The organism is Egibacter rhizosphaerae (assembly GCF_004322855.1).
Lineage (GTDB): Bacteria > Actinomycetota > Nitriliruptoria > Euzebyales > Egibacteraceae > Egibacter > Egibacter rhizosphaerae.
This window is the reverse complement of record NZ_CP036402.1, coordinates 1,808,441-1,829,561: the sequence shown is the minus strand read 5'-3', so window position 1 is coordinate 1,829,561 and position 21,121 is coordinate 1,808,441. Positions and strand designations below refer to the sequence as shown.

The following is a 21,121-nucleotide window of genomic DNA, read 5'->3' as shown; positions in this document are numbered from 1 at the left end:
GCACTCGCGCTCACGCCTTGCGGCGGTAGACGTACATGGTCAACGGCCCGAACACCGCGACCAGCGCGGCGCTGATTGCCAGCACGACGCCGATCTCCGTGCCCACTGCATGACCGTGCGCGAGGCCGCGCGTCGCGGTGACGAGGATCGTGACCGGGTTCAGGCTCACAAAGCTCTCGAGCCAACCGGGGAGTGTCTCCGGGGGCACGAACACGTTGCTCACGAACGTGAGCGGGAACAGGATCATCATCGACAGCCCCATCAGGGCGTTCTCTGAGCGCATCACGATCCCGAGCACCGTCCACACCCACGACAGGCTGAACGCGAAGGCGAGCAGCAGGGCGACGGCCATGAGCATGCCGCTCGCCCCGGCGTCGGGGCGGAAGCCCAGGACGAGCCCGAGGGTGATCATGATGGTCGACGCGAGCGTGTAGCGCACGACGTCGGCCAGGAGCGGACCGACGAGCGTGGACGGCCGCCAGATCGGCAGCGACCGGAACCGGTCGTGCACGCCCTTCTGGATGTCCCGATTGAGCGTGAGCCCCGTGTACATCGTGATCATGGCGACGGTGAGCACGAGGATCCCGGGCAGCACCTCCTGCAGGTAGGCGCCGGTCGATCCGGCGAGGGCGCCACCGAAGAGGTAGGTGAACATGAGCAGGAACATGACCGGGAACGCGGTCACGTCGAAGAGTTGCTCGGGCACGTGCTTGATCTTGAGCATCGCGCGCCACCAGAACACGAGCGAGACCGTGAGTCCGCTCGGCCGGGATGGCCGCGCGCTCGTCGACAGCACGGTCCGCACCGCGTCCTGCTCGAGTTGTTCGGGGGCGGCAGCGGTGGTCATGCGGTCAGCTCCTCTCCTGCGGCCCCGGGGGCCTCGTCGTCCGGTGTGTCGGGATCGTGGGGTTCCGCGGGCCGGCCGGTCAGGGCCAGGAAGACCTCGTCGAGGCTCGGCTGGCCCAGCGCGAAGTCGGCGATGTCGATGCCCGTCCCGGACAGCTCGGTGAGCGCGTGCGCGACGCGTCCGGCGTCCGAGACGCGGGCGGACAGCGCGGCCGGGTCGGCCTCGAGACGGACCGGCGCGTCGAGCGCGGTGACGAGCACCCGCTCGGCCTCGGCGCGCTGCTCGGGGTCGAGCACGCGAACGTGCAGCGCCCCCGCCCCCACCGACGCCTTGAGCTGGCTGCTGGTGCCCTCGGCGATCACCCGGCCGTGGTCGATGACGGCGATCCGACGGGCCAGCTGGTCGGCCTCGTCCAGGTACTGCGTGGTGAGCAGCACCGTCGTCCCCGCCGCCACCATGGTGCGCACGATCTCCCACACCTGGTTGCGGCTGCGGGGATCCAGCCCGGTCGTGGGCTCGTCGAGGAAGATCAGCTCAGGGGTTACGACGATGCTGGCCGCGATGTCGATCCGGCGGCGCATGCCGCCCGAGTACGTCTTGACCTGGCGTCCGGCCGCATCGGCGAGGCTGAAGGCCTCCAGCAGCTCCCCGGCGCGAACCCGGGCGGCGCGACGGTCGTGGCCCCACAGCCGGCTCAGCAGCACGAGGTTCTCGAAGCCCGTGAGGTCCTCGTCGACCGACGCGAACTGGCCGGTGAGGCTCACCCGGCTGCGCACCGCGTCCGCCTCCCGTTCGACGTCGTGCCCGAGCACGCGCGCGTGCCCCTCGTCGGCCTGCAACAGGGTGGCGAGGATGCGGATCGCGGTGGTCTTGCCCGCGCCGTTCGGCCCGAGCACGCCGTACACCGCGCCGGCCGGGACCGAGAGGTCGAGGCCGTTGACCGCGACGGTCTCGCCGAACCGCTTGACGAGGCCGCGGGCCTCGATGGCCGGGCCGTCGGGCCCGGTGGGTGCGTCGCCGTTGCGCGCGACGCGTGGTTCTGCGGTGGACATGAAGGCTCCTGTCTCGTGGCCCGCGGGCTCGTGGTGCCCGTGAGCGAGCGTGGTACGACCCTCCCCCGGGGGAGGGCCCAGCGGCGACCGCGGCCCGAGTCTCCGGCCGCCGCGGACAGATCGCGTCCGCAGCGGGTCGATGCCCGGAGCTCGCCGGTGGCGCGCCGTTCGCACGGTTCGGCTCGGGTGGTCAGGCTCGGGTCGTCAGGGGGTGTGACGCGCGCCCGGGCCGAACCTCATCGGTGGGTCGACGCGAGAGGCCGTGCCGGCCCCTCGGACGCGGTCACCCCAATCGGGCAGGCAGCCCGAAGAGCGGGAACAACCGGTCGGTGTCGAGGAACGCGTTCAGGCCCACGATCCTTCCCCCGGAGATCTCGACGACCTGGAGCGCCCACGGTTCGTGGCGGCCTCCCGGCCCGCTGGGGCGGTACTGGCCGTAGGCCGGCAGCCCGTTCGCGGCCGTCGGGACCAGCCGAGAACCACGGCATTCGGCGCCCGGCCCGAGCATCCAGTCGCGGATCTCGCCCGCTCCCTGAAGCCACAGGTCGAACGGGGGCATCGTTTGGACCGCGTCCTCGGCCAGCAACGCCGTGAGCGCGTTCATGTCGTAGCGTTCGAACGCGTCGACGAAGCGGGTCAGCAGCGCTTGCTGCTCGGGATCGTCGGGTCGCAGCGGGTCGGCGGGCGCCGGCTCGATGGCCGCCAGGGTGGCGCGTGCTCGTTGCAGCGCGCTGTTGACGGACGGGACGCTCGTGTCGAGCAGCTCGGCGACCTCCGCAGCCTTCCACCGCAGGACCTCCCGCAGGATCAGCACCGCCCGCTGGCGCGGCGGCAGGTGCTGAAGGGCTGCCACGAACGCCAAGCGGACACTGTCGCGGCTCGCCACGACCTCGGCCGGGTCCTCGCCATCGGTCACCACGTGACCGTCGGGAACGGGCTCGAGCCAGGTGTTCTCGGGTCGGGTGACCAGCTGTGCCTCCGCGACCGTCGAGGACGGCGCCAGGTCCATGGGTCGGGCGCGCCGATCGCGGCCGCGGGTCATGTCGATGCAGACGTTCGTCGCGATCGTGTAGAGCCACGTCCGCACGCTGGCGCGTCCCTCGAACCGGTCCATCGCGCGCCAGGCGCGCACCATGGTCTCCTGCACGGCGTCCTCGGCCTCGAACGGGGATCCGAGCATGCGGTAGCAGTGCGCGGTCAGTTCCCGGCGGTAGACCTCGAGGTCCGGCTCGCCGACCCCCGGCGTTGCGGACGAGGGCTCGTGGGTTCGAGGCCTCGATGGGCGCGAAGCAGCGAGATCACTCAATTCCAGACCCTCCCGTCCGAAGCCCTTCCGAGGCCCACAACAACATTGCGCCACAGCCGAGTGCAGCAGGTCAGCGTAGACCATCGGTCGTGCTGCGCCACTGTCCATCGATCCAGGTGGTCGTTCGTTCCGCTCGCCGGTTTGCTGGTGGATCCCGATCCCGACCTGGATCGGCCCAGGACCGTCACGATGAGCCGACGGTACGGAAGAAGGCCCGAACATCGTCGACGAGGAGGTCGGGTGCCTCCATGGCGGCGAAGTGGCCCCCGCGCTCGAACTCGGTCCAGCGCACGATGTGGTTCTGCTTCTCAGCGATGCCGCGGACGGTCACGTCCCCCGGGAAGACTGCCACCGCGGTCGGAACCCCCGAGGAGGCGGGCTCGGCGTCCCACTGCTGCGACTCCTTGTACAGCCGGAACGACGAGCCGATGGTGCCCGTGAACCAGTACAGGCTGATGTTGGTGAGCAGTGCGTCCCGGTCGACGGCGTCGTCGGGCCGCTCGACGTCGGGGTTCGAGAAGGTGTGGAAGATGTCGACCAACCAGGCGAGCAACCCGACGGGGGAGTCCCGGAGCCCGAACGCGAGGGTTTGTGGCCGGGTGCCCTGGATGGCCGCGTAGCCGAAGCCCTCCTCCCATGCCGCGTGGAGCTCGGCGAGGCGTGCCTGGTCGGTCTCGTCGTAGCCGCTGCCGTCGTCATCCCACGAGGGGATCGTGACCATCGCGTTCATGTGGACGCCTACGACCCGCTCGGGAGCGATCCGCCCGAGTTGCGGGGAGACGAAGGCTCCCACGTCGCCGCCCTGGGCGCCATAGCGGTCGTAGCCCAGCCGGGCCATCAGTTCCGCGACGATCTCCGCGTACCGCTCGGTCGTGCCCTGGCCGGCCGCGAGGGTGGGACCCGAGAAGGTGAAGCCCGGCAGGGTCGGCACGACCAGGTGGAAGGCGTCGCCCGGGTCGCCCCCGTGTCGGCGGGGGTCGGTGAGGGGTCCGATGACGTCGAGGAATTCCACGATCGAGCCGGGCCATCCGTGTGTCAGCACCAGTGGGAGCGCATCGGTCTCGGGGGAGCGCACATGAACGAAGTGGACGGGCTGCCCCTCGATCTCGGTGGTGAACTGGGGCAGATCATTGAGCCGCGCCTCGTGCGCTCGCCAGTCGTAGCCAGTGCGCCAGTACTCCGCGAGTTCCCGCAGGTACGTGACCGGGACGCCGTAGGACCATCCCACCCCGGGCAACTCGTCGGGCCAGCACGCACGTGTTAAGCGGTCGTGCAGATCGTCGACGTCGGCTTGGGGGACGTCGGTCGTGTACGGGCGGATCGTCGGGTCGGCCACCGCTGGGTCCTTTCGTCGTCGATCGGTGGCCGGAAGGTAGGTGGTCCGCGGTCAGATCCTGTCCGCAGGCTCGGCCATGCTGTGTGGCATGGATCCCACCAGCCGCATGTTGCAACTGCTCGGGTTGCTGCAGGCCCGCCGCGAGTGGTCGGGCGAGCAGCTGGCGGAGCGGCTGGGCGTGACCCCGCGGACGCTGCGCCGTGACATCAGCCGCCTGCGCGACCTCGGGTACGCGATCGACTCCGCTGCCGGCACCGAGGGGGGCTACCGCCTGGCGCGCGGGCAGGCGCTGCCCCCGTTGGTGCTCAACGAGGAGGAGGCCGTTGCCGTCGCCGTGGGACTGCGGACGGCCACGACGAGCGGTGTCACCGGAGTGGACGAGTCGGCGGTGAGCGCGCTCGCCAAGCTCGAGACATCGTTGCCCGCCCACCTGCGGGGCCGGGTCGTGGCGCTCGGAGCCGACACCGTGCAGCTCGGTGCCGCCGGGCCCTACCGCGGCGTCGATCCCGACACCCTGGCGGTGATCGCTCAGGCCAGCCGGCAGGGTGAACAAGTGCGCATCGCCTACCGGGATCGGACCGGCACGACGAGCCGGCGTGACATCGACCCGTATCGCCTGGTGCGTACCGAACGCCGTTGGTACCTGGTGGCGCGGGACGTGCGCAAGGATGCGTGGCGCACCCTGCGGGTCGACCGCATCACCGAGGTGGCACCCCTGGGAACGCGTGTCGCGTCGCCTGGCCCGCCCGATCCTGCCGCCATGGTGGCCGAGGCGGTCGCGTTCGGGATGCACCAGCGTCGCGTCATCGTGCGCCTCATGATCCCGGTCACCCGCGCGCGGCGCTTCATCCCGCCCACGGAGGGCACGTTGGAACCCGACGGCGAGCGCGCGACCCTGATGGAGCTCGGCGGCGACGATCCGTACTGGGTCGCGCGCTACCTTCTGTCGCTCGGGTGCCGCTTCGAGGTCGTCGAGGGCGATGATCTCGTCGAGGAGCTCCACCGGCTCGGCGCCGAGCTGCTCGACGTCCGGGCGACTCCCCGCTGAATCGCTGCTCGTGCCCGTGCTCGGTGCCTCACCGCAGGCTCCCGTCGTGCTCGTGCGTCCTCGAGAACGGGACGGGGCCTCGGGAGGGTGGAGACGAGATCGGTGACGGTGTCGAATGTGCGGGGTCGGGTTCGTGGAGGGGGTAGAGGGGCCGGTAACGGAGCCGCCCCCGGATGACGAGGAGGGACCGTCATGTCGCACTACCTGCTGTCCGTCGTCTACCCGGCGGACGGTGTCCCGCCGTCCCCGGAGGAACTGCAGGAGATCACGGGCCGGGTCGAGGCCTTCAAGGACGAGTTGAAGGCGGCCGGTGCCTGGGTGTTCGCCGGAGGTCTCCACGACCCTGACGCCGCGACGGTCGTGCGCGTGGAGGGGAACGAGGTGCTGACCGCCGACGGCCCGTTCGTCGAGACCAAGGAGCAGCTCGGCGGGCTGAACATCATCGAGGCACCCGATCTGGACGCTGCCCTGCGCTGGGCGGAGAAGGCCTCCCGGGCCACCGGTACCCCCATCGAGGTCCGCCCGTTCCAGTGGGCGAGCCTCTAGCACGCGTGTCCGCGAGCTACACCGACGAGATCAGCCGGGTCTTCCGCGAGGAGTCCGGGCTGGCGGTCGCGGCGCTCATGCGCGCCTTCGGCGACCTCGACGTGGCCGAGGAGGCCGTCCAGGAGGCGTTCGTCGTGGCGAGCCGGCGCTGGCCGGCCACCGGGGTTCCACCGAACCCCGGTGGCTGGATCACGACCACGGCTCGTCGGCGGGCAATCGATCGGCTCCGGCGCGAGGCCCTCCGTGACGATCGTCACGCCGAAGCGGCGCGTCTTCGCGCCGAGCCCGATCCTCCGACCGGCGCGCCGATGCCGGACGACCGTCTCCGCCTCATCTTCACGTGCTGCCACCCCTCCCTGGCCGTGCCCGCCCGTGTCGCCCTGACCCTGCGGATGGTGGGAGGGCTCCAAACCGGCGAGATCGCTCGCGCCTTCCTCGTGACCGAACCGACGATGGCCCAGCGCCTGGTGCGAGCCAAACGCAAGATCCGCGCGGCGAACATCCCCTACCGGGTCCCGGACGAGGAGGAGCTCTCTGATCGGCTGTCGGGCGTGCTCGGGGTGCTCTACCTCGTCTTCAACGAGGGCTATCTGGCCGCCAGTGGCGAGGGCCTGGTACGCGATCACCTGTCCGCGGAGGCGATCCGACTTGCGCGTCTGTTGGTTGGGCGCCTGCCCGACGAGCCGGAGGTGCTCGGCCTGCTCGGGTTGATGGTGCTGTCCGAGGCGCGGCGCGCGGCGCGGACGACCGATGACGGGTCGCTGGTGCCGCTGCGCGAGCAGGACCGGTCCCTCTGGGATCCCAGGCTCATCGCCGAAGGCCAGGCCCTGGTCCGCGAGTGCCTGCGCCGTGACCGGCCGGGTCCCTACCAGATCCAGGCGGCGATCAACGCGGTGCACACGGACGCGCGGACGGCGGTCGTGACCGACTGGCGACAGATCCTGGCGCTGTACGACCAGCAGATGGCGATGGCGCCCACCCCGGTGGTGGCGCTCAACCGGGCGGTGGCCCTGGCCGAGGTGCGCGGGCCTGCTCCGGCGCTGGACGCGGTCGAGGCGCTCGGCCTGGAGGACTACCACCTGTTCCACGCGACGCGGGCCGACCTGCTGCGGCGCCTCGGACGTGACGCCGGGGCTGCTCGTGCCTACGAGCGCGCGTACCGGCTCGCGACCAATGCCGCCGAGCGCCGGTTCCTCGAACAGCGGGCACGCGAGTTGCCGGAGGCGCCCTGACCGGTCTCGACCGCGCCCGACCTCGTCGGCGCGGCGTGCGATGGCCTGAGCCCGGCACGTCCGGCGATGACCGCGGACCCCACCTGTCGTCTCATGGGTAGCGAGGCGAGTTGCGCGACGGGTCGCCCCTCCTGCCTCTCTGCGAACCCCGGACCGGATCGGTCCGGGTCCGCCCGTACCGTCGCACTCCGGCCAGGGAGGAAAGGCAACCCCGTGGGACCCATCGACACTTACGACCTGATGGAGTACCGCGCGCGCGAGTTGCGCCGAATCGCCGAGCGGGAGCGGCAGGTGTCCCGAGCGCGGCAGCGGGCGCGGTACTCCGCCGGCGCTCGTCCCACCCGCGTGGCCATGGCGCGGGCGCGGGTCGCGGCCGGCCTCGAGCGCCTGGCCGCTCGACTCGACGCGCCGACGGTCGACCCTGCGTCGCCGGATGCGAGGCGGCCTACCTAGGCCTCGCCGAGCGCCCCTCGGTCAGCCGCCCACGCTCGGTGTCGGTCCACGCTCAGCCGGGATGAGGCAGGTTTCGTGTGCGATGATCTCCCATCGAACCCGCTGAGGAGACGACGCCGTGCCCGCACGCCAACGGTTCCACGATCTGCATTCCGGCGATTTCTTCATCATGCCCAATGCTTGGGACGTGGGCAGTGCCGTCCGTTTCGCGGCCATGGGCTTTCCGGCCCTCGCAACGACCAGCTCGGGCCACGCGATGTCCCTCGGCCGCGACGATCAGCAGGTCGGATTCGACGAGCTGTGTGCGCACGCCGCGAGTCTCGTCGCGGCGGTCGACGTTCCGGTGAGCGTGGACTCCGAGCGGTTGTTCGCGACCACGGCCGCCGGAGTGGCGGCCAACGTGGCGACCCTGGCCGCCGCAGGGGTCGCGGGGCTGTCGATCGAGGACTACGACCCCGCGACCGGGGCGATCGACCCGTTGGAACCGGCCGCCGAACGGGTGGAGGCCGCAGCGACGACCGCTCGTGCGCACGGGCTCGTCCTGACGGCGCGGGCGGAGAACCACCTGTACGGGATCGACGACTTCGATGACACAGTGCATCGCCTCGACACCTACCGCCGCGCGGGAGCGGACGTCGCCTATGCCCCGGGGCTGACCGACCCGGAGCGGATCCGCACCGTCGTCACCGCGACCAGAGCTCCCGTCAACGTGCTCCTGTTGCCGGACGGCCCCGATCCAGCCGAGCTCGCCGGGCTCGGCGTGCGGCGGGCCAGCACCGGTGGGCGCCTCGCGAGGATCGCCTACGACGCGGCTTGCTCGGTGGCCGGGGAGCTGTCAGCCGGCCAGGGCCCGCCGGAGCGGGCGACCACCGAACCGTGACGGCGCCCGCGCGCGGGCCCGGTCACGGGTGCGACCTGGATCTGGGCGGGCTCGTGTGCACGTGTGCACACGAGCCCGCCCAGGCGGGATGGCGCGAGCGTCAGGACACGGCCTCGCCCGCGGTGCCGCCCCCAAGATCGCCGTCGTTGAGGGTTCCGCGCGGCTCGAACATCAGGATCCGCGTCCCAGGTGCCGCCGAAGGCTGATGTGACACACCGCGTGGCACGGTGAACACCTCACCGGCAGCGATGACGACCGAGCGGCCCTCCCCCGGCAGCGTCAGCGTGAGCTCCCCGGCGAGGACGTGGAAGTACTCGTCGGTGTCGTCGTGCACGTGCTCGACGTACTCGCCCTCGACATGGGCGATCTTGACGTCGTAGTCGTTCACCCGGGTGACGATCCGCGGTTGCCACCGCTCGTCGAAGGACGCGAAGCACTCCTCGAGCGACCGAGGCTCCTCCATCGGCATCCCCTTTCCGTCCGTGGTCGGTGTGACCCATCCGCCGCTGGGGTGTGGTCGGCGTGATGGCGTTGGCGGCGCGCGGCGTGCGCGGCCTGATGGCGTTGGCGGCGCGTGGCGCGATCGATCACGCCGGCTTGCCGCACCCGCCATCGGTGGGCTGGGCCGGTCCGGGGGCGATACGCCGGGCGAGACGCCGCAGCACTCGGGCCGCGGTTCGGCGCGCCGCGGGCAGCCGCACCGGCCTCTGCCGGGGTTCGCCCGAGCGGAGGCCGGGGCCATGCGGGGGCGGCGGGCTCGGGTCGTCGAGCGTAGAGCCCGGGTGCGGGTTCGGTGGCGGTTCCATGTCGCTCCTCGCCGGGGCCGGGTGTGTGATGGGTCGTGCGGTGCTCGGTGCACGCAGACTAGGCACGTCGGGGTCAGTTCCGGTCCGCGGAGCCGCCCCAGTCGTCCCTCACTGCCGGCAGCCCCACCGCCGTGTCGCCTCCGTCACCAATGGCCGAGTCGACTGGCAAGAGGAGACGATGCAGGTGCGCGCGGCTCATCGGTCGGCGCCCGCTCTGATCGGTGGGCGCCCCGCCCTCACCGGTTGGCGCGCGCTGGCCGGTCAAGGCGTCGGTGGCGAGCCCGAGCGCGCGCTCGTGACCGACGGTCCGGCGTCACGGTGGCTCAGCCCTGACGCGCCTCACGGATCCCACGCTGGACCGGCGTAGCCGGCCGCGAGTTCTGGGTGACGACCAGGCCGTCGAGGAGTCTTCGCGTGGCTGCCGCGACCTCGTCGACCGCGGTGTCGAAGGCCTCCTGGTTGGCCGAGGACGGCGAGCGGTAACCGCTGACCTTGCGGACGTACTGCAGCGCGGCGTCGCGCACCTCCGCGTCGGTGGCCGGCGGATCCGCGCCTCGTAGCTGCTGGATGTTGCGGCACATGCACTGAAGATAGCCGCTCGACGCGCGTCCGCACGACCGATGAGTCGGCGGCGCGAACGGGGTCTGCACCAGTAGCGCCCCAGTGGGGGGCGACCGGCCAAGGAGACGATCATGACCCGCCCCGCCCTCGACAGCCTCCTGCTCGCCAGCCCCGAACCCGATCGGCTCGGCGACTGGTACGCGGGCACGCTCGACCCCGCCGAGGACTCGCGCGTCGACGGGTACCGCATCCTGCGCTTCGGCGACGTGCACGTGCTGATCGACCGCCGCGACGACGTGGCGGGCCCCACGGTCGACCCGGGTCGCATCATCCTCAACTTCGACGTCGCCGACGCTCGCGCGATCGTCGCCCGCATGGAGGACGCGGGGGTGCAGTGGCTGGCCGCGCTCGAGGATCGCGAGGGCAGCCTCTTCGCGACGGCCATCGACCCGGATGGCAACTACGTGCAGATCATCCAGCTGTCCGAGGCGCACCGGGCGGGCATGGCGCAGGGCTGAGGGTCCCGTGTTCCCGGACTGGGCGTGAACGATGGATGATCCCCCGACGACAGGGCACGACGACGCCGACCTCGTCGACGTGGTCGGGCTGGTCACACGTGTCGACCTGCCGGGGATGTTCGAGCGGTGGTGGGTCGTTCTCGGGCCCGGGGCCGAGCAGCCAACGGAGGCCGCCGACTGGGGAGGGTCGCTCGTGGTGGTCGAGCGGGGGCGCCTCGAGGTGGACTGCGAAGCCGGCGGCCGGAGGACGTTCCGGGCCGACGACCTGCTGGTGCTCGGGTGGCTGCCGCTGCGGGCGGTGCGCAATCCGGGTCACGTGCCCACGAGGCTGGTCGCGGTCCGACGCCGCCGCGACCGTCCCGCGTCAAGGTTGCTCGACGTCATCGAGTCGATCCGGCGTCAGCGGGCCGCGCTCGAGCTCCTTCGCGCGCCGGGCCGTCGGTGATTCCCTCCTCCCGCGACGCCCTCGCTGGATGGTGACCGATCGCTCGCTGGCCCTGGAGGCACGACCATCACGTGGAGCTGGAGGACCCGGTCGCGTGATGGCTCAACGCCCGGTCTCCCACGCGGGACGCAAGACTTCGCGAAAGCCGGGTGCCAACCGGGTGGGCAGCACCGGGGGCTCGCGCTTGCGCACGGTCAGCCAGGCCCCGTCGACGCGCGGCACGGGGCGGAAGGCCTGCCGGGGGACGACGGGGCCGAGCTCGAAGGTCCACCAGGGGGCCCAGGCCGACGACTGCAGCGTGGCGGGCGGCTCGGCGGCGCGCTTGACCGCCACCTCGTGCTGGACCAGCAGGTCGGCGCGTTCCGGTCCGCGGTCGGGGTCGTCGCACAGCCGGCGCATCAGGTCGGTGGTCAACGCGAACGGCGGGCTGCTCACCACCCGGTAGGGAGACCGCGGCAACGCGTACGCGCGCAGATCCGCACGGACGACCTCGACCCGATCGTGGAGGCCTTCCGCCCGAACGCGCTCGCGGAGTTGCCGTGCCCACGCCGGGTCCCGTTCGACAGCGATGACCCGGGCACCAGTGGTCGCGAGCGGGACCGTCAGCGCGCCTGTCCCGGCGCCGAACTCGACGACCCGCTCGCCGGGCGCGAGCTCAGCCCGAGCGAGGAACTCCCGGACGACCGACTGCCGAACGAGAAAGCTCTGGCCGTGGGTGCGTCGACGTGCGTCCCGGCTGGTGTGCCGCTTGCGCCCGCCCACGGAACCGCACCGTCATGATCGCCGCCATCGCGCCCTCCGTTCGCTCGCGTCGGGTCCGTGCAGGCTACCCCGAGGCGGGTCGCCGTGCTGCTCGAGCCGAGAGCACCGCCACGTCGTCGTCGTGCTCAGCCGGGGTTGCCGGGCACCAGAGAATAGTGAACACTCTATTCACTATTCGTCGAGAGCGAGGACCCGCGATGCCCACTTCACTGACACCCGACGACCTCCGCCGCCTGGACGCGCTCGCCATCGCCGATCTGGTTCGGCGCGGTGAACTCGACCGCGCGGAGGTGACGCGCACGTTCGCATCGCGTATCGAAGCGGCGAACCCTGATCTGGCCGCCTTCGTCGACATCGATCCCGAGGCAGCCCTGGGCGGGACCGAGGGCCAGCGCGAGGGACCGCTGGACGGGGTGCCGTTCGCGGTCAAGGACATCGCGAGCTACCCGGGGATGCGCTGGGCGATGGGCTCCCGCCTGTTCGCCGCGAACCGGGGACACGAGCACACGCCCCACAGCCGCGCCGTCGACGAAGCCGGTCTGGTCACCCTCGGCAAGACCGCGACCTCGGAGTTGGCGCTGCTCGGCAGCACCGAGACGCTGCTCGAAGGGGTCACGGCAAACCCGTGGAAGGAGGGCGTCTCGGCAGCGGGGTCGTCCGGCGGAGCGGCCGCGGCCGTGGCCGCCGGGCTCCTGCCGCTCGCCCACGCCTCCGACGGCGGCGGATCGATCCGTGTCCCGGCCTCGGCGTGTGGCGTGTTCGGGTTCATGCCGAGCAACGGGCGCTGCCAGCCGGCGATGCCGGCGGCTGGGGGGCTCGGACGCCTCGTCGTGGAACACGCCGTCAGCCGGTCGGTGCGCGACAGCGCCATGCTCCTCGCGCTGACCGAGCGCACCGACGAGACCGCACCGTACGATCCGATCGGCTTCGTGGACGCGGCGCTCGATCGGTCCCTGCGCGTGGCCACCTGGCGCGTCACGCTCGGCGGCCACCAGCCTGCTCGGGAGGTGGCCGAGGCGCTGGATTCGGCCATCGCGCTGCTGGTCGCGCTCGGGCACCGGGTGGAGGAGACCACGCCGCCGGCGATCGACGGTCGCGCGGCGAGCGACGCGTTCTTCACCCTGGCCGGCCAGTCGGTCGACCAGGTCGCGACGATGATGGCGCCGATGCTGGGACGCGAGGTCGGCTCCGACGAGCTCGAGCCCTTCACGCTGGAGCTGCTCGACCGGTACCGGGGTCTGCCGGCCGACGCCTCGGACTGGGCGGACCGAGTGCTCGGCGAGGCGGGCTCGGCGTACCGCTCGGTCTTCGACGACGCCGACGTCGTCGTGACGCCGACGATGGCGATCCCCCCGTGGCCGGTGGGCTACCTGGCGCCGACATTGCCCTACGAGACCCTGGTCGCGCGGACCGAACGGGCGGTGGGCTACACCCCGATTCACAACATCGCGGGCTGCCCGGCCATGTCGGTGCCCTTGTCCTGGTCGCCGGACGGCCTGCCGATCGGCGTCCACGTCGCGGCTCGGCCCGGCGACGATGCGCTGCTGTTGCGACTGGCGTACCAGCTGGAGACGGCCCGGCCGTGGCGTGACCGTCGGCCGGCCAACGGGTCGGGTGACCGCTGATGCCGCAGGTCCGCAAACCCGAGGTCGACGCGCGCATCCAGAGCGCTGCGCTGCGGTGCTTCGCCTCCACCGGTTTCGGACACACGTCGATGGCGTCGATCGCCGCCGCGGCGGACATGGCACCCGCCAACCTCTACCGCTACTACCCCGACGGCAAGCGCGAGCTCTTCGAGACGGTGGTCCCCGAGGAGGTCGCACGACAGCACGATGCGCTGATCGAGCAGCGTGTGAGTGCCCTGTTGCTGCCGACGGATGAGGGGGGGACGCCCGGCCCGGAAGCTGAGCAGTTGCTGGCCTTCTGGATCGCCCACCGCCTCGAGGTCGTGATCCTGCTGGATCGTGCCGGCGGGACGCGGTTCGAGGGGTACGGGGAGCGGTTCGTCGAGCGGCTCGTGGGCCTCGCGATCGATCGCCTGCGGGCGGATGGGGCCGAACCGGGCCCACTGGAGCGACAGCTGCTGGAGGTCGTCTTCGACAACACCCGCCGCGCGATCGTGGCTCTGCTGTCCGAGGTCGAGAATCCGGTGCAGGTGCGCCGGGCGGTCCAGGGCTTCTGGAGCTACCAGCTCCCGGGCCTCGGTGGGCTGCACGAGTGGATCCTCGCCCAACGGGCCGGTGGGCCATCCCCGCGGGAGGGTGGGGACCACCTCCAGCGGGAGGACGGTGGGGCCAAGGCCGCGGGGAAGCGCTGAGACCCCCGTGTGGTCATCGCGCGGCCGAAGCCGTCGTCCGTTGCGTCAGCCGGTGTGCGTCACTGTTGTGCGAGATCTCGCGCCGGACTGACATCAACGATGGAGTGCAGCCCACCGTCCCGTTGCGTCAGCCGGTCTACGTCACCGCGACGCGAGATCTCGCGCAGGACTGACGTCAACGCCTGAGTGCAGCCCGTCCGACCGAGCGCGGCCCGTGTCACAGCGAGAGCGCCGTCCTCGTCATGAGGGGGACGAACCCAACGAGGAGGGTCAGCACATGCGATTGACGCGGCTCTGCCTGGCCGTCCTGGCCGCGGCCCAGCTGTACACGGGCGTCTGGGCGCTGGCGGCGCCGGCCAGCTTCTATGCGGACTTCCCCGGTTTCGGAAGCGCTTGGGTGGCCCCCGACGGGCCGTTCAACCACCATCTCGTGGTCGACGCGGGCGCGGGCTTCCTGGCGACGGGCCTTGCGCTTGCCGTGGCCGCGGCGTGGCCGCACTGGTGGGCGCGTCTGGTCTCCCTCGTCGCCTACCTGGCCCACGCGCTGCCGCACCTTGCCTACCACGTGGTCGATCCGCCCGGCGCGCTCCCACCCCTCGAGCGGGCGCTCTCGTGGGGGCTGCTCGCAGTGGGGGCGGCCGCCGCGACGGCACTCTTGGCATGGACCGTTCGTACGCGCGAGCGAGACCTCGCACCGGTCTCCCGTCGTGCCTGCACATGCCCGCCCGATCCGACCTCCGGCCCCCGAACGCGTGCGTGATCGCTGGTGGCCCGGCCAGTGGTGTGCGAGTTCCCACCCCGCAAGGCGAGAAACGAGATCGACTGCGCCACTCGTCGAGAGGAGGACGAAAGTGCCGCCGCCCTCGACGAGGAGCGTGCCGCGTTGCTCGAGGAGCTGCGCACGTCCACCGGCCTCGGGGGGCACGCTCGGCGGCTCGGCGAGGACGCCGAGCGCGCCCGCAAGACCGTGTCAGCGCGCATCCGTGACTCGCTGCGACGTCTCGAGGGCGTGCACCCGGAGCTCGCCGAGCACCTCCGGGCCTCGGTCTCGACCGGCGTGGCGTGTCGCTACCAGCCGGCCCGGCGCACCGAATGGAAGCTCTGAGCGCGGGTCCCGTCCCGATCTCGCGATGCGATACCCGGTCTCGCGCCTCCTGTGGTGACGTTGTTCCCGTCACCACAGGAGGAGCCCATGACCGCCGTCAGTACCCACCCCGACCGCACCACCGGCGTCACCGATCCGTTGCGCGTGGTCGTCATCCTCGGCAGCACTCGTGAGGGCCGAGCCGGGGAGCCCATCGCCGAATGGTTCCTGCGGCAAGGCGAGGGGCGTGACGACCTGGAGTTCGACCTCCTCGACCTCGCCGAGGCCGATCTGCCGGTGGTCCTGCCCGATTCCGAGGACGTGCCCGCGTCGGTCGAGGCGGTCGGAAGGCGCCTCGACGCCGCCGACGGCTTCGTGATCGTCGTGCCCGAGTACAACCACAGCTTCCCGGCGGCGCTCAAGAACGCGATCGACTGGTTCTACAGCGAATGGAACGCGAAGCCCGTCGGCTTCGTCTCCTACGGTGGCCGTGCGGAGGGGATCCGGGCCGTCGAGCAACTGCGGCAGGTGTTCGGCGAGCTCCACGCGGTCACGACGCGTGACGCGGTCAGCGTCAATCTGGAGCACGTCGACCGGCGCGGTCACCCGACGCTGCCCGGCTGCGAGGCGGCGGCGAAGGTCTGCCTCGATCAGCTGGCGTGGTGGGCGCACGCCTTGCGGGAGGCACGGCGCGCGCATCCCTACAACGCCTGATCCCCGTCGGGCCGACGAGCCGGCGTCCGCGACGATCGGCCTCCGCTGCTCGTCGGGCGCTGCGCGGCCTCGCGTCGGAGCATCGCAGGCGGTGAGGTTCCTCAGTGCTGGCAGGCCGGTCCGTGCTGGTGCTCGACGGCGACGTCGAAGCGGCGGCCGAGCAGGCCTCGCTTGATGTCGATCGTGATGCGGTTCGACCAGCGCGCCATCGACGGTGCGACCAGGACCTCGACGTCACCGTGCGCGGCTTGGGCGTACGCGCTGGTGTTCTTGCCTTTGAGGTAGGTGTCGACCGACACCTCGGGCTGGCCGCCTCACCCGACGGCGCGGATGAAGTTGAGCGCGGCCGTGCCCCCGCGGCGGCGGATGAGCTCGGAGGCGTCCGGCGTGAGGTGGATGTCCAATGGGCCGTTCCCGACTCGGGTGAAGGGACGACGGCCAGCGTAGCCCTCGGGGGCGCCCGGGATGGATTAGTGCTTGTGCTGCCCATGCAGCACAAGTACTATCCTCGGCTGCTGCGACGGGAGGGGACAGTCAGAATGCGAACCGCCGATCATGCCGAGCCGAACGGCCTCGCCGTGGACACCACCGGGCCGCCGGTCAGGGTCCGCGGCCTGCGGATGCGCTACGGGGACGTCGACGTCCTCACCGGCGTCGACTTCGAGGTGCGGCGCGGCGAGGTCGTGACCCTGCTCGGCCCGAACGGGGCCGGGAAGACGACCACCATCGAGATCCTGGAGGGGTTCCGTCGCCGGTCCGCGGGCGATGTGCTCATCCTGGGCGAGGACCCGGCGAGCGCCGACGAGGACTGGCGGGCGCGGGTCGGTGTGGTCCTGCAGTCGTGGCGCGACCACGCGCGCTGGACGCCCCGGCAACTGCTCGCGCACCTGGGCCGGTTCTTCGAGCCCTACTCCACTCAGGAGCGGGTGCGCCCGTATCCGGCCGACGAGCTGATCGAGATGGTGGGACTCGGGGAGCAGGCCGACCAGAAGATCCGCCTGCTGTCGGGTGGTCAGCGGCGCCGGCTCGACGTGGCGGCGGGCATCGTCGGCCGACCCGAGTTGCTGTTCCTCGACGAGCCGACCGCGGGGTTCGACCCGCACGCGCGCCGCGAGTTCCACGACCTGATCCACCGCCTCACCGACCTCGAGGACACCACGATCCTGCTCACGACCCATGACCTCGACGAGGCGGAGAAGCTCGCGGACCGGATCCTGATCCTCGCCGGCGGGCAGGTCGTGGCCGATGGCACGGCCGACGAGCTCGCCCGGCAGGTGGCGACCGAGGCCGAGGTCCGCTGGAACCTCGACGGGCAGCGGTTCGTGCACGCGACCGAGGAGCCGATCGCGTTCGTGCGCGAGCTCCTCGCCCAGCACGGTGACGAGCTCACCGAACTCGAGGTGCAGCGAGCGAGTCTCGAGGATACCTACATCGCGATGGTCCAGCAGCACGAGACGGGGCGCGGGGACCTCGCCGCGGTCCGCTTCGCGGGGGCTGCCGGCGCCGACGGCGAGGAGGTCGGGCGATGAACCGCACGTTGGACGCGATCGGGGTCGGCCTGCGGCGCGGATGGACCGAATTCCTGCTGAGCCTGCGCAGCCCGCAGGACCAGGGCTTCTACCTCTTCGTCGCGATCGGGACCCTCACGTTCCTGTGGTTCAACCGCGACAACGAGGTCGGCGAGGGACTCATGCTCCCGACGGTCGCGATGCCGAGCATCCTCGGCGGCCTCATCGCCTTCGGCGTGGTCATCGGGCCCGCGTACGCCCTGGCGATGGAGCGCGAGGATGGCACGCTACTGCGCCTGAAGGCGGCTCCGCGCGGCATCGTCGGCTACATCAGTGGCCAGCTGCTGTTCCAGATGGCCAGCGTCCTCCCGCTGCTCGCCGTGGTGCTCATCCCGAGCGCCGTGCTGTTCGACGGGCTGTTCCACGGCGGGTGGACCGGTGTGCTCACCGCCGTGTGGGTGCTGGTGCTCGGCATGCTCGCGATGCTGCCGCTCGGCATCATCATCGGCTCGTTGGTGCCCAACGCCCAGAAGGTGGGGACGTGGGGGATGCTGCCCGTCGTCGTGCTGGCCATGATCTCGGGCGTCTTCTACCCCGTCCAGGAGCTGTGGGGGTGGGTGCAGGGGGTGGCGCAGGCCTTCCCGATGTACTGGATCGCCCTGGGGATGCGCTCGGCCTTCCTGCCGGACGCTGCGGCCGCCGGCGAGATCGGGGGCAGCTGGCGGACCGGGCTGACCGTGGTGGTGCTGGTCGCCTGGGCCGTCGTCAGCTCCGTCGCGGCCACGTACGTCGTGCGCCGCATGGCACGCCGTCAATCGGGCTCACAGGTGGAGGCCGCCCGCGACGCCGCGGTGCAGTGGGTCAGGTGACCGGGTCACGCCCGAACGACGAGGCACGGAGGCGGACGTGAGCGAGAGGGTCCACAACCGGATCGCCCAGCTCCGCGCCGAACAGGGCGTGAGCCGCCGGGAGCTCGCGGACGCGCTGGGCGTCCACTACCAGACCGTCGGCTACCTCGAGCGCGGGGAGTACAGCCCGAGCCTGCATCTCGCGCTGCGGATCGCGGCCTTCTTCGAGCTGCCGGTCGAGGTGGTGTTCTCGATCGAGCCGTTCCCGCGGATCAGCGACGTCGAACGCTCCGCTTGACCAGTCGGGTGCCGCTCACTGCACGCAGAACTCGTTGCCCTCGGGGTCGGCCATGGTGGTGTGTACCGACCCCGGTTCGTCGACGCGGTACTGCTCGGTGGCTCCGAGTGCGCAGAGCCGTGTGACCTCCTCGTCGATGCGCTCGCGCCCGACGTTCAGGTCCAGGTGCACGCGGTTCTTGCCGGCCTTGGACTCGGGCACCGCCTGAAAGAGCAGGCGGCGCGGGGCCGGATCCTGCAGGCCGCCCAGTCCGAAGTCGTCGGGATGGCGGATCGCCGTGGCCGCCCGGAAGGCGAGGCGTCCGTCGACCTCCGTCACGTCGTCGTCGGTGACGTGCCCCTGGTCCAGGAGGTCGCGGATGAAGGCGTCGTAGTCCTCCACCACGAACCCCAGGGCCTGGGACCAGAAGCGGGCCTGCTCGTGTGGATCCCGGGCGTCGATGGTCACCTGGTAGCCGATCGGGCTCATGGGCGGGCCTCCTGCGACGGTTCGCCGTGTCGCGCGCCACGATGGACTCCCACCCGGACGAACTCGGTCCGGATTGCGGTCAGGGCTCGGCGGTGAGCAGGACCGCCGGCGCCCACCAGAACTCGGTCAGCCGCGTGACCGTGAGGTGTCGGAAGCCGTTCGCGCGCAGCTGGGCCTCCCATTCCACGGCCGCCTGCTCGTGGGTGTGGCGGGTCCGCTCGGGGTCGAACTGACCGACCAGCACGGGCATCAGGAATCCGTCGACGACCTCGGGGTGGTCCCGGTACTCGGCCACGCCCGACTCGAAGCGGGCGGCGGCGTAGGCGGCGTGCTCCACGGAGCCGTCCTCGAAGTCGGGGACGTCGAACTCCACGATCAGCAGCCGGCCGACCCGTTCGGCGAGGGCCGCCAGGACAGTGGCCCGGGTCGCCGGGTCGAGGGTGTGCAGGGCGAACGTGGCCTGCGCGAGATCCCAGCGGCGCTGTCGCCCGTCCCCCTGAAGGAAGGTCTCGACGTGCTGTTCGTGTGCTGTCGCCGGTGCCTCGACGTGGGCCAGGCGTTCGCGGGCATGCTCGAGGAGCGGGGGTGACGGCTCGACCAGGTCGACGCGGCGGGTCTCCGGCACGGCCACCGCGGCGGTCACGCGACCGTCGCCGCAGCCGATGTCGAGCACGCTCGACGGCCGGACCTCGCGGTGGTGTGCGGCGACCGCCGCGATGGCCCGATCGTAGAGATGCGGGTTGCTGCCCCCGTCGATGAATCCCTCGAACGCGCTCGGCTCGTCGTAGACACCGTGCGAGGCCGCCCTCTGGAGGTAGGCCAGCAGGGCCGGTGCGAGAGCGCTGCGTGGACAACGGTCGGCAGCGGCCCGGGTCGTGCGGATCGCGGCGGGCAGGTCCCCGTCCGCCACCGCGAGAAGGGCGGCCGCCACGTTGCTCGAGCTCTCGGTCGCGCCCATCACGCTCCGTTTCGTCGGGGAGGTCAGACTCGTCGGGAGGTCGGAGCGTAGCCGGGTGCGGCGCGACGGCGGACGACGCGGACCGAATTCGTCCGTGAACATGCGAGGATCCCGGTATGGACACGCTGGCGCGCGTGCTGCAGCTGCTCGCCCTCCTGCAGCAGCAGCCGACCTGGACGAGCGATGCGTTGGCCGAGCGACTCGGCGTGACGCCCCGCACGGTGCGTCGGGACATCGCGCGGTTGCGCGACCTCGGCTACGTCGTCGACGCCGAACCGGGACAGCACGGCGGTTACCGCCTCGCCGGGGGACGGGCCGTGCCCCCGCTGGCGCTCGCCGACGACGAAGCGGTGGCCGCGGCGGTCGCGCTGCGAGGCGGCGCGGGCAGCGGTGTCGTGGGCGCGGAGGAGGCGGGCGTGACGGCCCTGGCGAAGCTCGAGCAGGTCCTCCCGCCGCGGCTGCGCGAGCAGGTGCGATCCCTGGAGACGGCGACGGAGTTGCTCCAGCACGGCTCCGACGCGCACGTGGAGCCGTCCACGCTCGTGGGTCTCGCCCACGCGTGCCGGGCCCGTGAGCGGGTGCGATGCGCGTACACGGACCGTGCCGGGACCCCCGGGAGCCGCGACCTCGAGCCGTACCGGCTCGTCCGCGCGCGCGGCCGCTGGTACCTCGTCGCCTTCGACCGCGGTCGGGATGCGTGGAGGACGTTCCGCGTCGACCGGGTCCGCAGCGTGCAGCCGCAAGGGGTGCCCGCCGAGCCCCGCCCCCTGCCCGATGCGGCCGCGCTCGTGGCCACCGCGATCAGCGTCGCGCCGTATCCCTGGCACGCACGCGTGCGGCTGCACGCGCCGCTGTCCGAGGTCGCGGTCAAGGTCCCGCCCACCGTCGGGACGCTGTCCGCCGACGGCGATGCCTCCCTGCTTGACATCGGAGCCGACGACCTCGAGTGGCTCGCCCACTACCTGCTCGGCCTCCAGGTCGCGTTCGAGGTCCTCCGGCCCGATGAGTTGCGTGCCGTCCTGGCCGACGTCGGGCGCCGGCTGGTGACCGAATTCGGCTCGGACGGGGCGCCGTCGGGTTGAGGAGGACCCCGCCCGGTGGTCCGGGTCGCCTCGCCTGCGGACGTACCCGGCC

Annotated in this window: 26 protein-coding genes; 16 read left to right on the top strand and 10 right to left on the bottom strand. The window is 71.8% G+C overall.

Features of this window, described 5'->3' with window-relative positions:
* Positions 1–10 precede the first annotated feature (10 nt).
* The 4 genes from ER308_RS08480 to ER308_RS08465 form a co-directional block, all read right to left on the bottom strand.
* Positions 11–847: an ABC transporter permease gene (locus ER308_RS08480; RefSeq protein ID WP_131154580.1), complete on the bottom strand. Its 837-nt coding sequence runs from the start codon at positions 845–847 to the stop codon at positions 11–13.
* Positions 844–1,899: an ATP-binding cassette domain-containing protein gene (locus ER308_RS08475; protein WP_131154579.1), complete on the bottom strand. Its 1,056-nt coding sequence runs from the start codon at positions 1,897–1,899 to the stop codon at positions 844–846. The genes ER308_RS08480 and ER308_RS08475 overlap by 4 nt, the downstream gene beginning before the upstream one ends.
* Positions 1,900–2,182: 283 nt before the next feature.
* A complete protein-coding gene (locus tag ER308_RS08470; RefSeq protein ID WP_205745973.1) occupies positions 2,183–3,205 on the bottom strand; it encodes a sigma-70 family RNA polymerase sigma factor in 1,023 nt (340 codons plus the stop codon).
* Between the two features lie 184 nt (positions 3,206–3,389).
* A complete protein-coding gene (locus tag ER308_RS08465; RefSeq protein WP_131154577.1) occupies positions 3,390–4,541 on the bottom strand; it encodes an epoxide hydrolase family protein in 1,152 nt (383 codons plus the stop codon).
* Between the two features lie 88 nt (positions 4,542–4,629).
* On the opposite strand from ER308_RS08465, the gene ER308_RS08460 reads away from it, so the two are divergent.
* From ER308_RS08460 to ER308_RS08440, 5 genes are all read left to right on the top strand, one after another.
* Positions 4,630–5,589: a helix-turn-helix transcriptional regulator gene (locus ER308_RS08460; RefSeq protein WP_165491917.1), complete on the top strand. Its 960-nt coding sequence runs from the start codon at positions 4,630–4,632 to the stop codon at positions 5,587–5,589.
* Positions 5,590–5,781: 192 nt separating this feature from the next.
* On the top strand, positions 5,782–6,135 hold the full coding sequence (locus tag ER308_RS08455; RefSeq protein WP_131154575.1) for a YciI family protein: 354 nt from the start codon (positions 5,782–5,784) through the stop codon (positions 6,133–6,135).
* 5 nt (positions 6,136–6,140) lie between these two features.
* Positions 6,141–7,367, top strand: coding sequence for an RNA polymerase sigma factor (locus tag ER308_RS08450; RefSeq protein ID WP_131154574.1), 1,227 nt, complete (start codon positions 6,141–6,143; stop codon positions 7,365–7,367).
* Between the two features lie 213 nt (positions 7,368–7,580).
* Positions 7,581–7,820: a hypothetical protein gene (locus ER308_RS08445; protein WP_131154573.1), complete on the top strand. Its 240-nt coding sequence runs from the start codon at positions 7,581–7,583 to the stop codon at positions 7,818–7,820.
* A 118-nt stretch (positions 7,821–7,938) separates the two neighbouring features.
* Positions 7,939–8,700 carry an isocitrate lyase/PEP mutase family protein gene (locus ER308_RS08440; protein WP_205745972.1) on the top strand — a complete coding sequence of 254 codons (762 nt, stop codon included), beginning with the start codon at positions 7,939–7,941 and terminating at the stop codon, positions 8,698–8,700.
* A gap of 100 nt (positions 8,701–8,800) precedes the next feature.
* On the opposite strand, the gene ER308_RS08435 is transcribed toward ER308_RS08440, so the two are convergent.
* Positions 8,801–9,163, bottom strand: a complete 363-nt coding sequence (locus ER308_RS08435) for a cupin domain-containing protein (protein ID WP_205745971.1) — start codon at positions 9,161–9,163, stop codon at positions 8,801–8,803.
* Positions 9,164–9,829: 666 nt separating this feature from the next.
* Positions 9,830–10,087 carry a DUF2277 domain-containing protein gene (locus tag ER308_RS08430; protein ID WP_131154571.1) on the bottom strand — a complete coding sequence of 86 codons (258 nt, stop codon included), beginning with the start codon at positions 10,085–10,087 and terminating at the stop codon, positions 9,830–9,832.
* A 111-nt stretch (positions 10,088–10,198) separates the two neighbouring features.
* On the opposite strand from ER308_RS08430, the gene ER308_RS08425 reads away from it, so the two are divergent.
* Both ER308_RS08425 and ER308_RS08420 read left to right on the top strand, forming a co-directional pair.
* Positions 10,199–10,585, top strand: coding sequence for a VOC family protein (locus tag ER308_RS08425; RefSeq protein ID WP_131154570.1), 387 nt, complete (start codon positions 10,199–10,201; stop codon positions 10,583–10,585).
* Between the two features lie 31 nt (positions 10,586–10,616).
* Positions 10,617–11,030, top strand: coding sequence for a cupin domain-containing protein (locus ER308_RS08420; RefSeq protein ID WP_131154569.1), 414 nt, complete (start codon positions 10,617–10,619; stop codon positions 11,028–11,030).
* 102 nt (positions 11,031–11,132) lie between these two features.
* Here the strand turns inward: ER308_RS08420 and ER308_RS08415 are convergent, their stop codons facing one another.
* Positions 11,133–11,792: a ribosomal RNA small subunit methyltransferase A gene (locus ER308_RS08415; RefSeq protein ID WP_131154568.1), complete on the bottom strand. Its 660-nt coding sequence runs from the start codon at positions 11,790–11,792 to the stop codon at positions 11,133–11,135.
* Between the two features lie 14 nt (positions 11,793–11,806).
* On the opposite strand from ER308_RS08415, the gene ER308_RS08410 reads away from it, so the two are divergent.
* From ER308_RS08410 to ER308_RS08390, 5 genes are all read left to right on the top strand, one after another.
* The gene (locus ER308_RS08410) at positions 11,807–13,417 is read left to right on the top strand and encodes an amidase (protein ID WP_205745970.1); all 1,611 of its coding nucleotides are present in this window, start codon (positions 11,807–11,809) and stop codon (positions 13,415–13,417) included.
* Positions 13,417–14,109, top strand: coding sequence for a TetR family transcriptional regulator (locus tag ER308_RS08405; RefSeq protein WP_131154567.1), 693 nt, complete (start codon positions 13,417–13,419; stop codon positions 14,107–14,109). The genes ER308_RS08410 and ER308_RS08405 overlap by 1 nt, the downstream gene beginning before the upstream one ends.
* A 277-nt stretch (positions 14,110–14,386) precedes the next feature.
* Positions 14,387–14,869 (top strand): hypothetical protein, encoded by a 483-nt coding sequence (locus tag ER308_RS08400; RefSeq protein WP_131154566.1) that lies wholly within the window; start codon positions 14,387–14,389, stop codon positions 14,867–14,869.
* 6 nt (positions 14,870–14,875) lie between these two features.
* Positions 14,876–15,214 (top strand): hypothetical protein, encoded by a 339-nt coding sequence (locus ER308_RS08395; protein WP_131154565.1) that lies wholly within the window; start codon positions 14,876–14,878, stop codon positions 15,212–15,214.
* Between the two features lie 87 nt (positions 15,215–15,301).
* Positions 15,302–15,907, top strand: a complete 606-nt coding sequence (locus ER308_RS08390; RefSeq protein ID WP_131154564.1) for an NADPH-dependent FMN reductase — start codon at positions 15,302–15,304, stop codon at positions 15,905–15,907.
* A 101-nt stretch (positions 15,908–16,008) separates the two neighbouring features.
* Here the strand turns inward: ER308_RS08390 and ER308_RS08385 are convergent, their stop codons facing one another.
* A complete protein-coding gene (locus tag ER308_RS08385) occupies positions 16,009–16,206 on the bottom strand; it encodes a hypothetical protein (protein WP_131154563.1) in 198 nt (65 codons plus the stop codon).
* A gap of 240 nt (positions 16,207–16,446) precedes the next feature.
* Here ER308_RS08385 and ER308_RS08380 point away from each other — a divergent pair, with 240 nt between their 5' ends.
* The 3 genes from ER308_RS08380 to ER308_RS08370 are packed head-to-tail and all read left to right on the top strand — an operon-like array spanning position 16,447 to position 18,561.
* On the top strand, positions 16,447–17,436 hold the full coding sequence (locus tag ER308_RS08380; RefSeq protein ID WP_131154562.1) for an ABC transporter ATP-binding protein: 990 nt from the start codon (positions 16,447–16,449) through the stop codon (positions 17,434–17,436).
* Positions 17,433–18,284, top strand: a complete 852-nt coding sequence (locus ER308_RS08375; RefSeq protein WP_131154561.1) for an ABC transporter permease — start codon at positions 17,433–17,435, stop codon at positions 18,282–18,284. The genes ER308_RS08380 and ER308_RS08375 overlap by 4 nt, the downstream gene beginning before the upstream one ends.
* A 37-nt stretch (positions 18,285–18,321) precedes the next feature.
* The gene (locus ER308_RS08370; RefSeq protein ID WP_131154560.1) at positions 18,322–18,561 is read left to right on the top strand and encodes a helix-turn-helix transcriptional regulator; all 240 of its coding nucleotides are present in this window, start codon (positions 18,322–18,324) and stop codon (positions 18,559–18,561) included.
* Positions 18,562–18,576: 15 nt separating this feature from the next.
* Here the strand turns inward: ER308_RS08370 and ER308_RS08365 are convergent, their stop codons facing one another.
* The gene (locus ER308_RS08365; RefSeq protein WP_131154559.1) at positions 18,577–19,029 is read right to left on the bottom strand and encodes a VOC family protein; all 453 of its coding nucleotides are present in this window, start codon (positions 19,027–19,029) and stop codon (positions 18,577–18,579) included.
* Between the two features lie 79 nt (positions 19,030–19,108).
* Positions 19,109–19,987 carry a class I SAM-dependent methyltransferase gene (locus tag ER308_RS08360; protein WP_165491916.1) on the bottom strand — a complete coding sequence of 293 codons (879 nt, stop codon included), beginning with the start codon at positions 19,985–19,987 and terminating at the stop codon, positions 19,109–19,111.
* Between the two features lie 116 nt (positions 19,988–20,103).
* Here ER308_RS08360 and ER308_RS08355 point away from each other — a divergent pair, with 116 nt between their 5' ends.
* Entirely contained in the window at positions 20,104–21,069 is a 966-nt protein-coding gene (locus tag ER308_RS08355) for a helix-turn-helix transcriptional regulator (RefSeq protein ID WP_131154557.1), read from the top strand.
* The last annotated feature ends 52 nt before the right edge of the window (positions 21,070–21,121 follow it).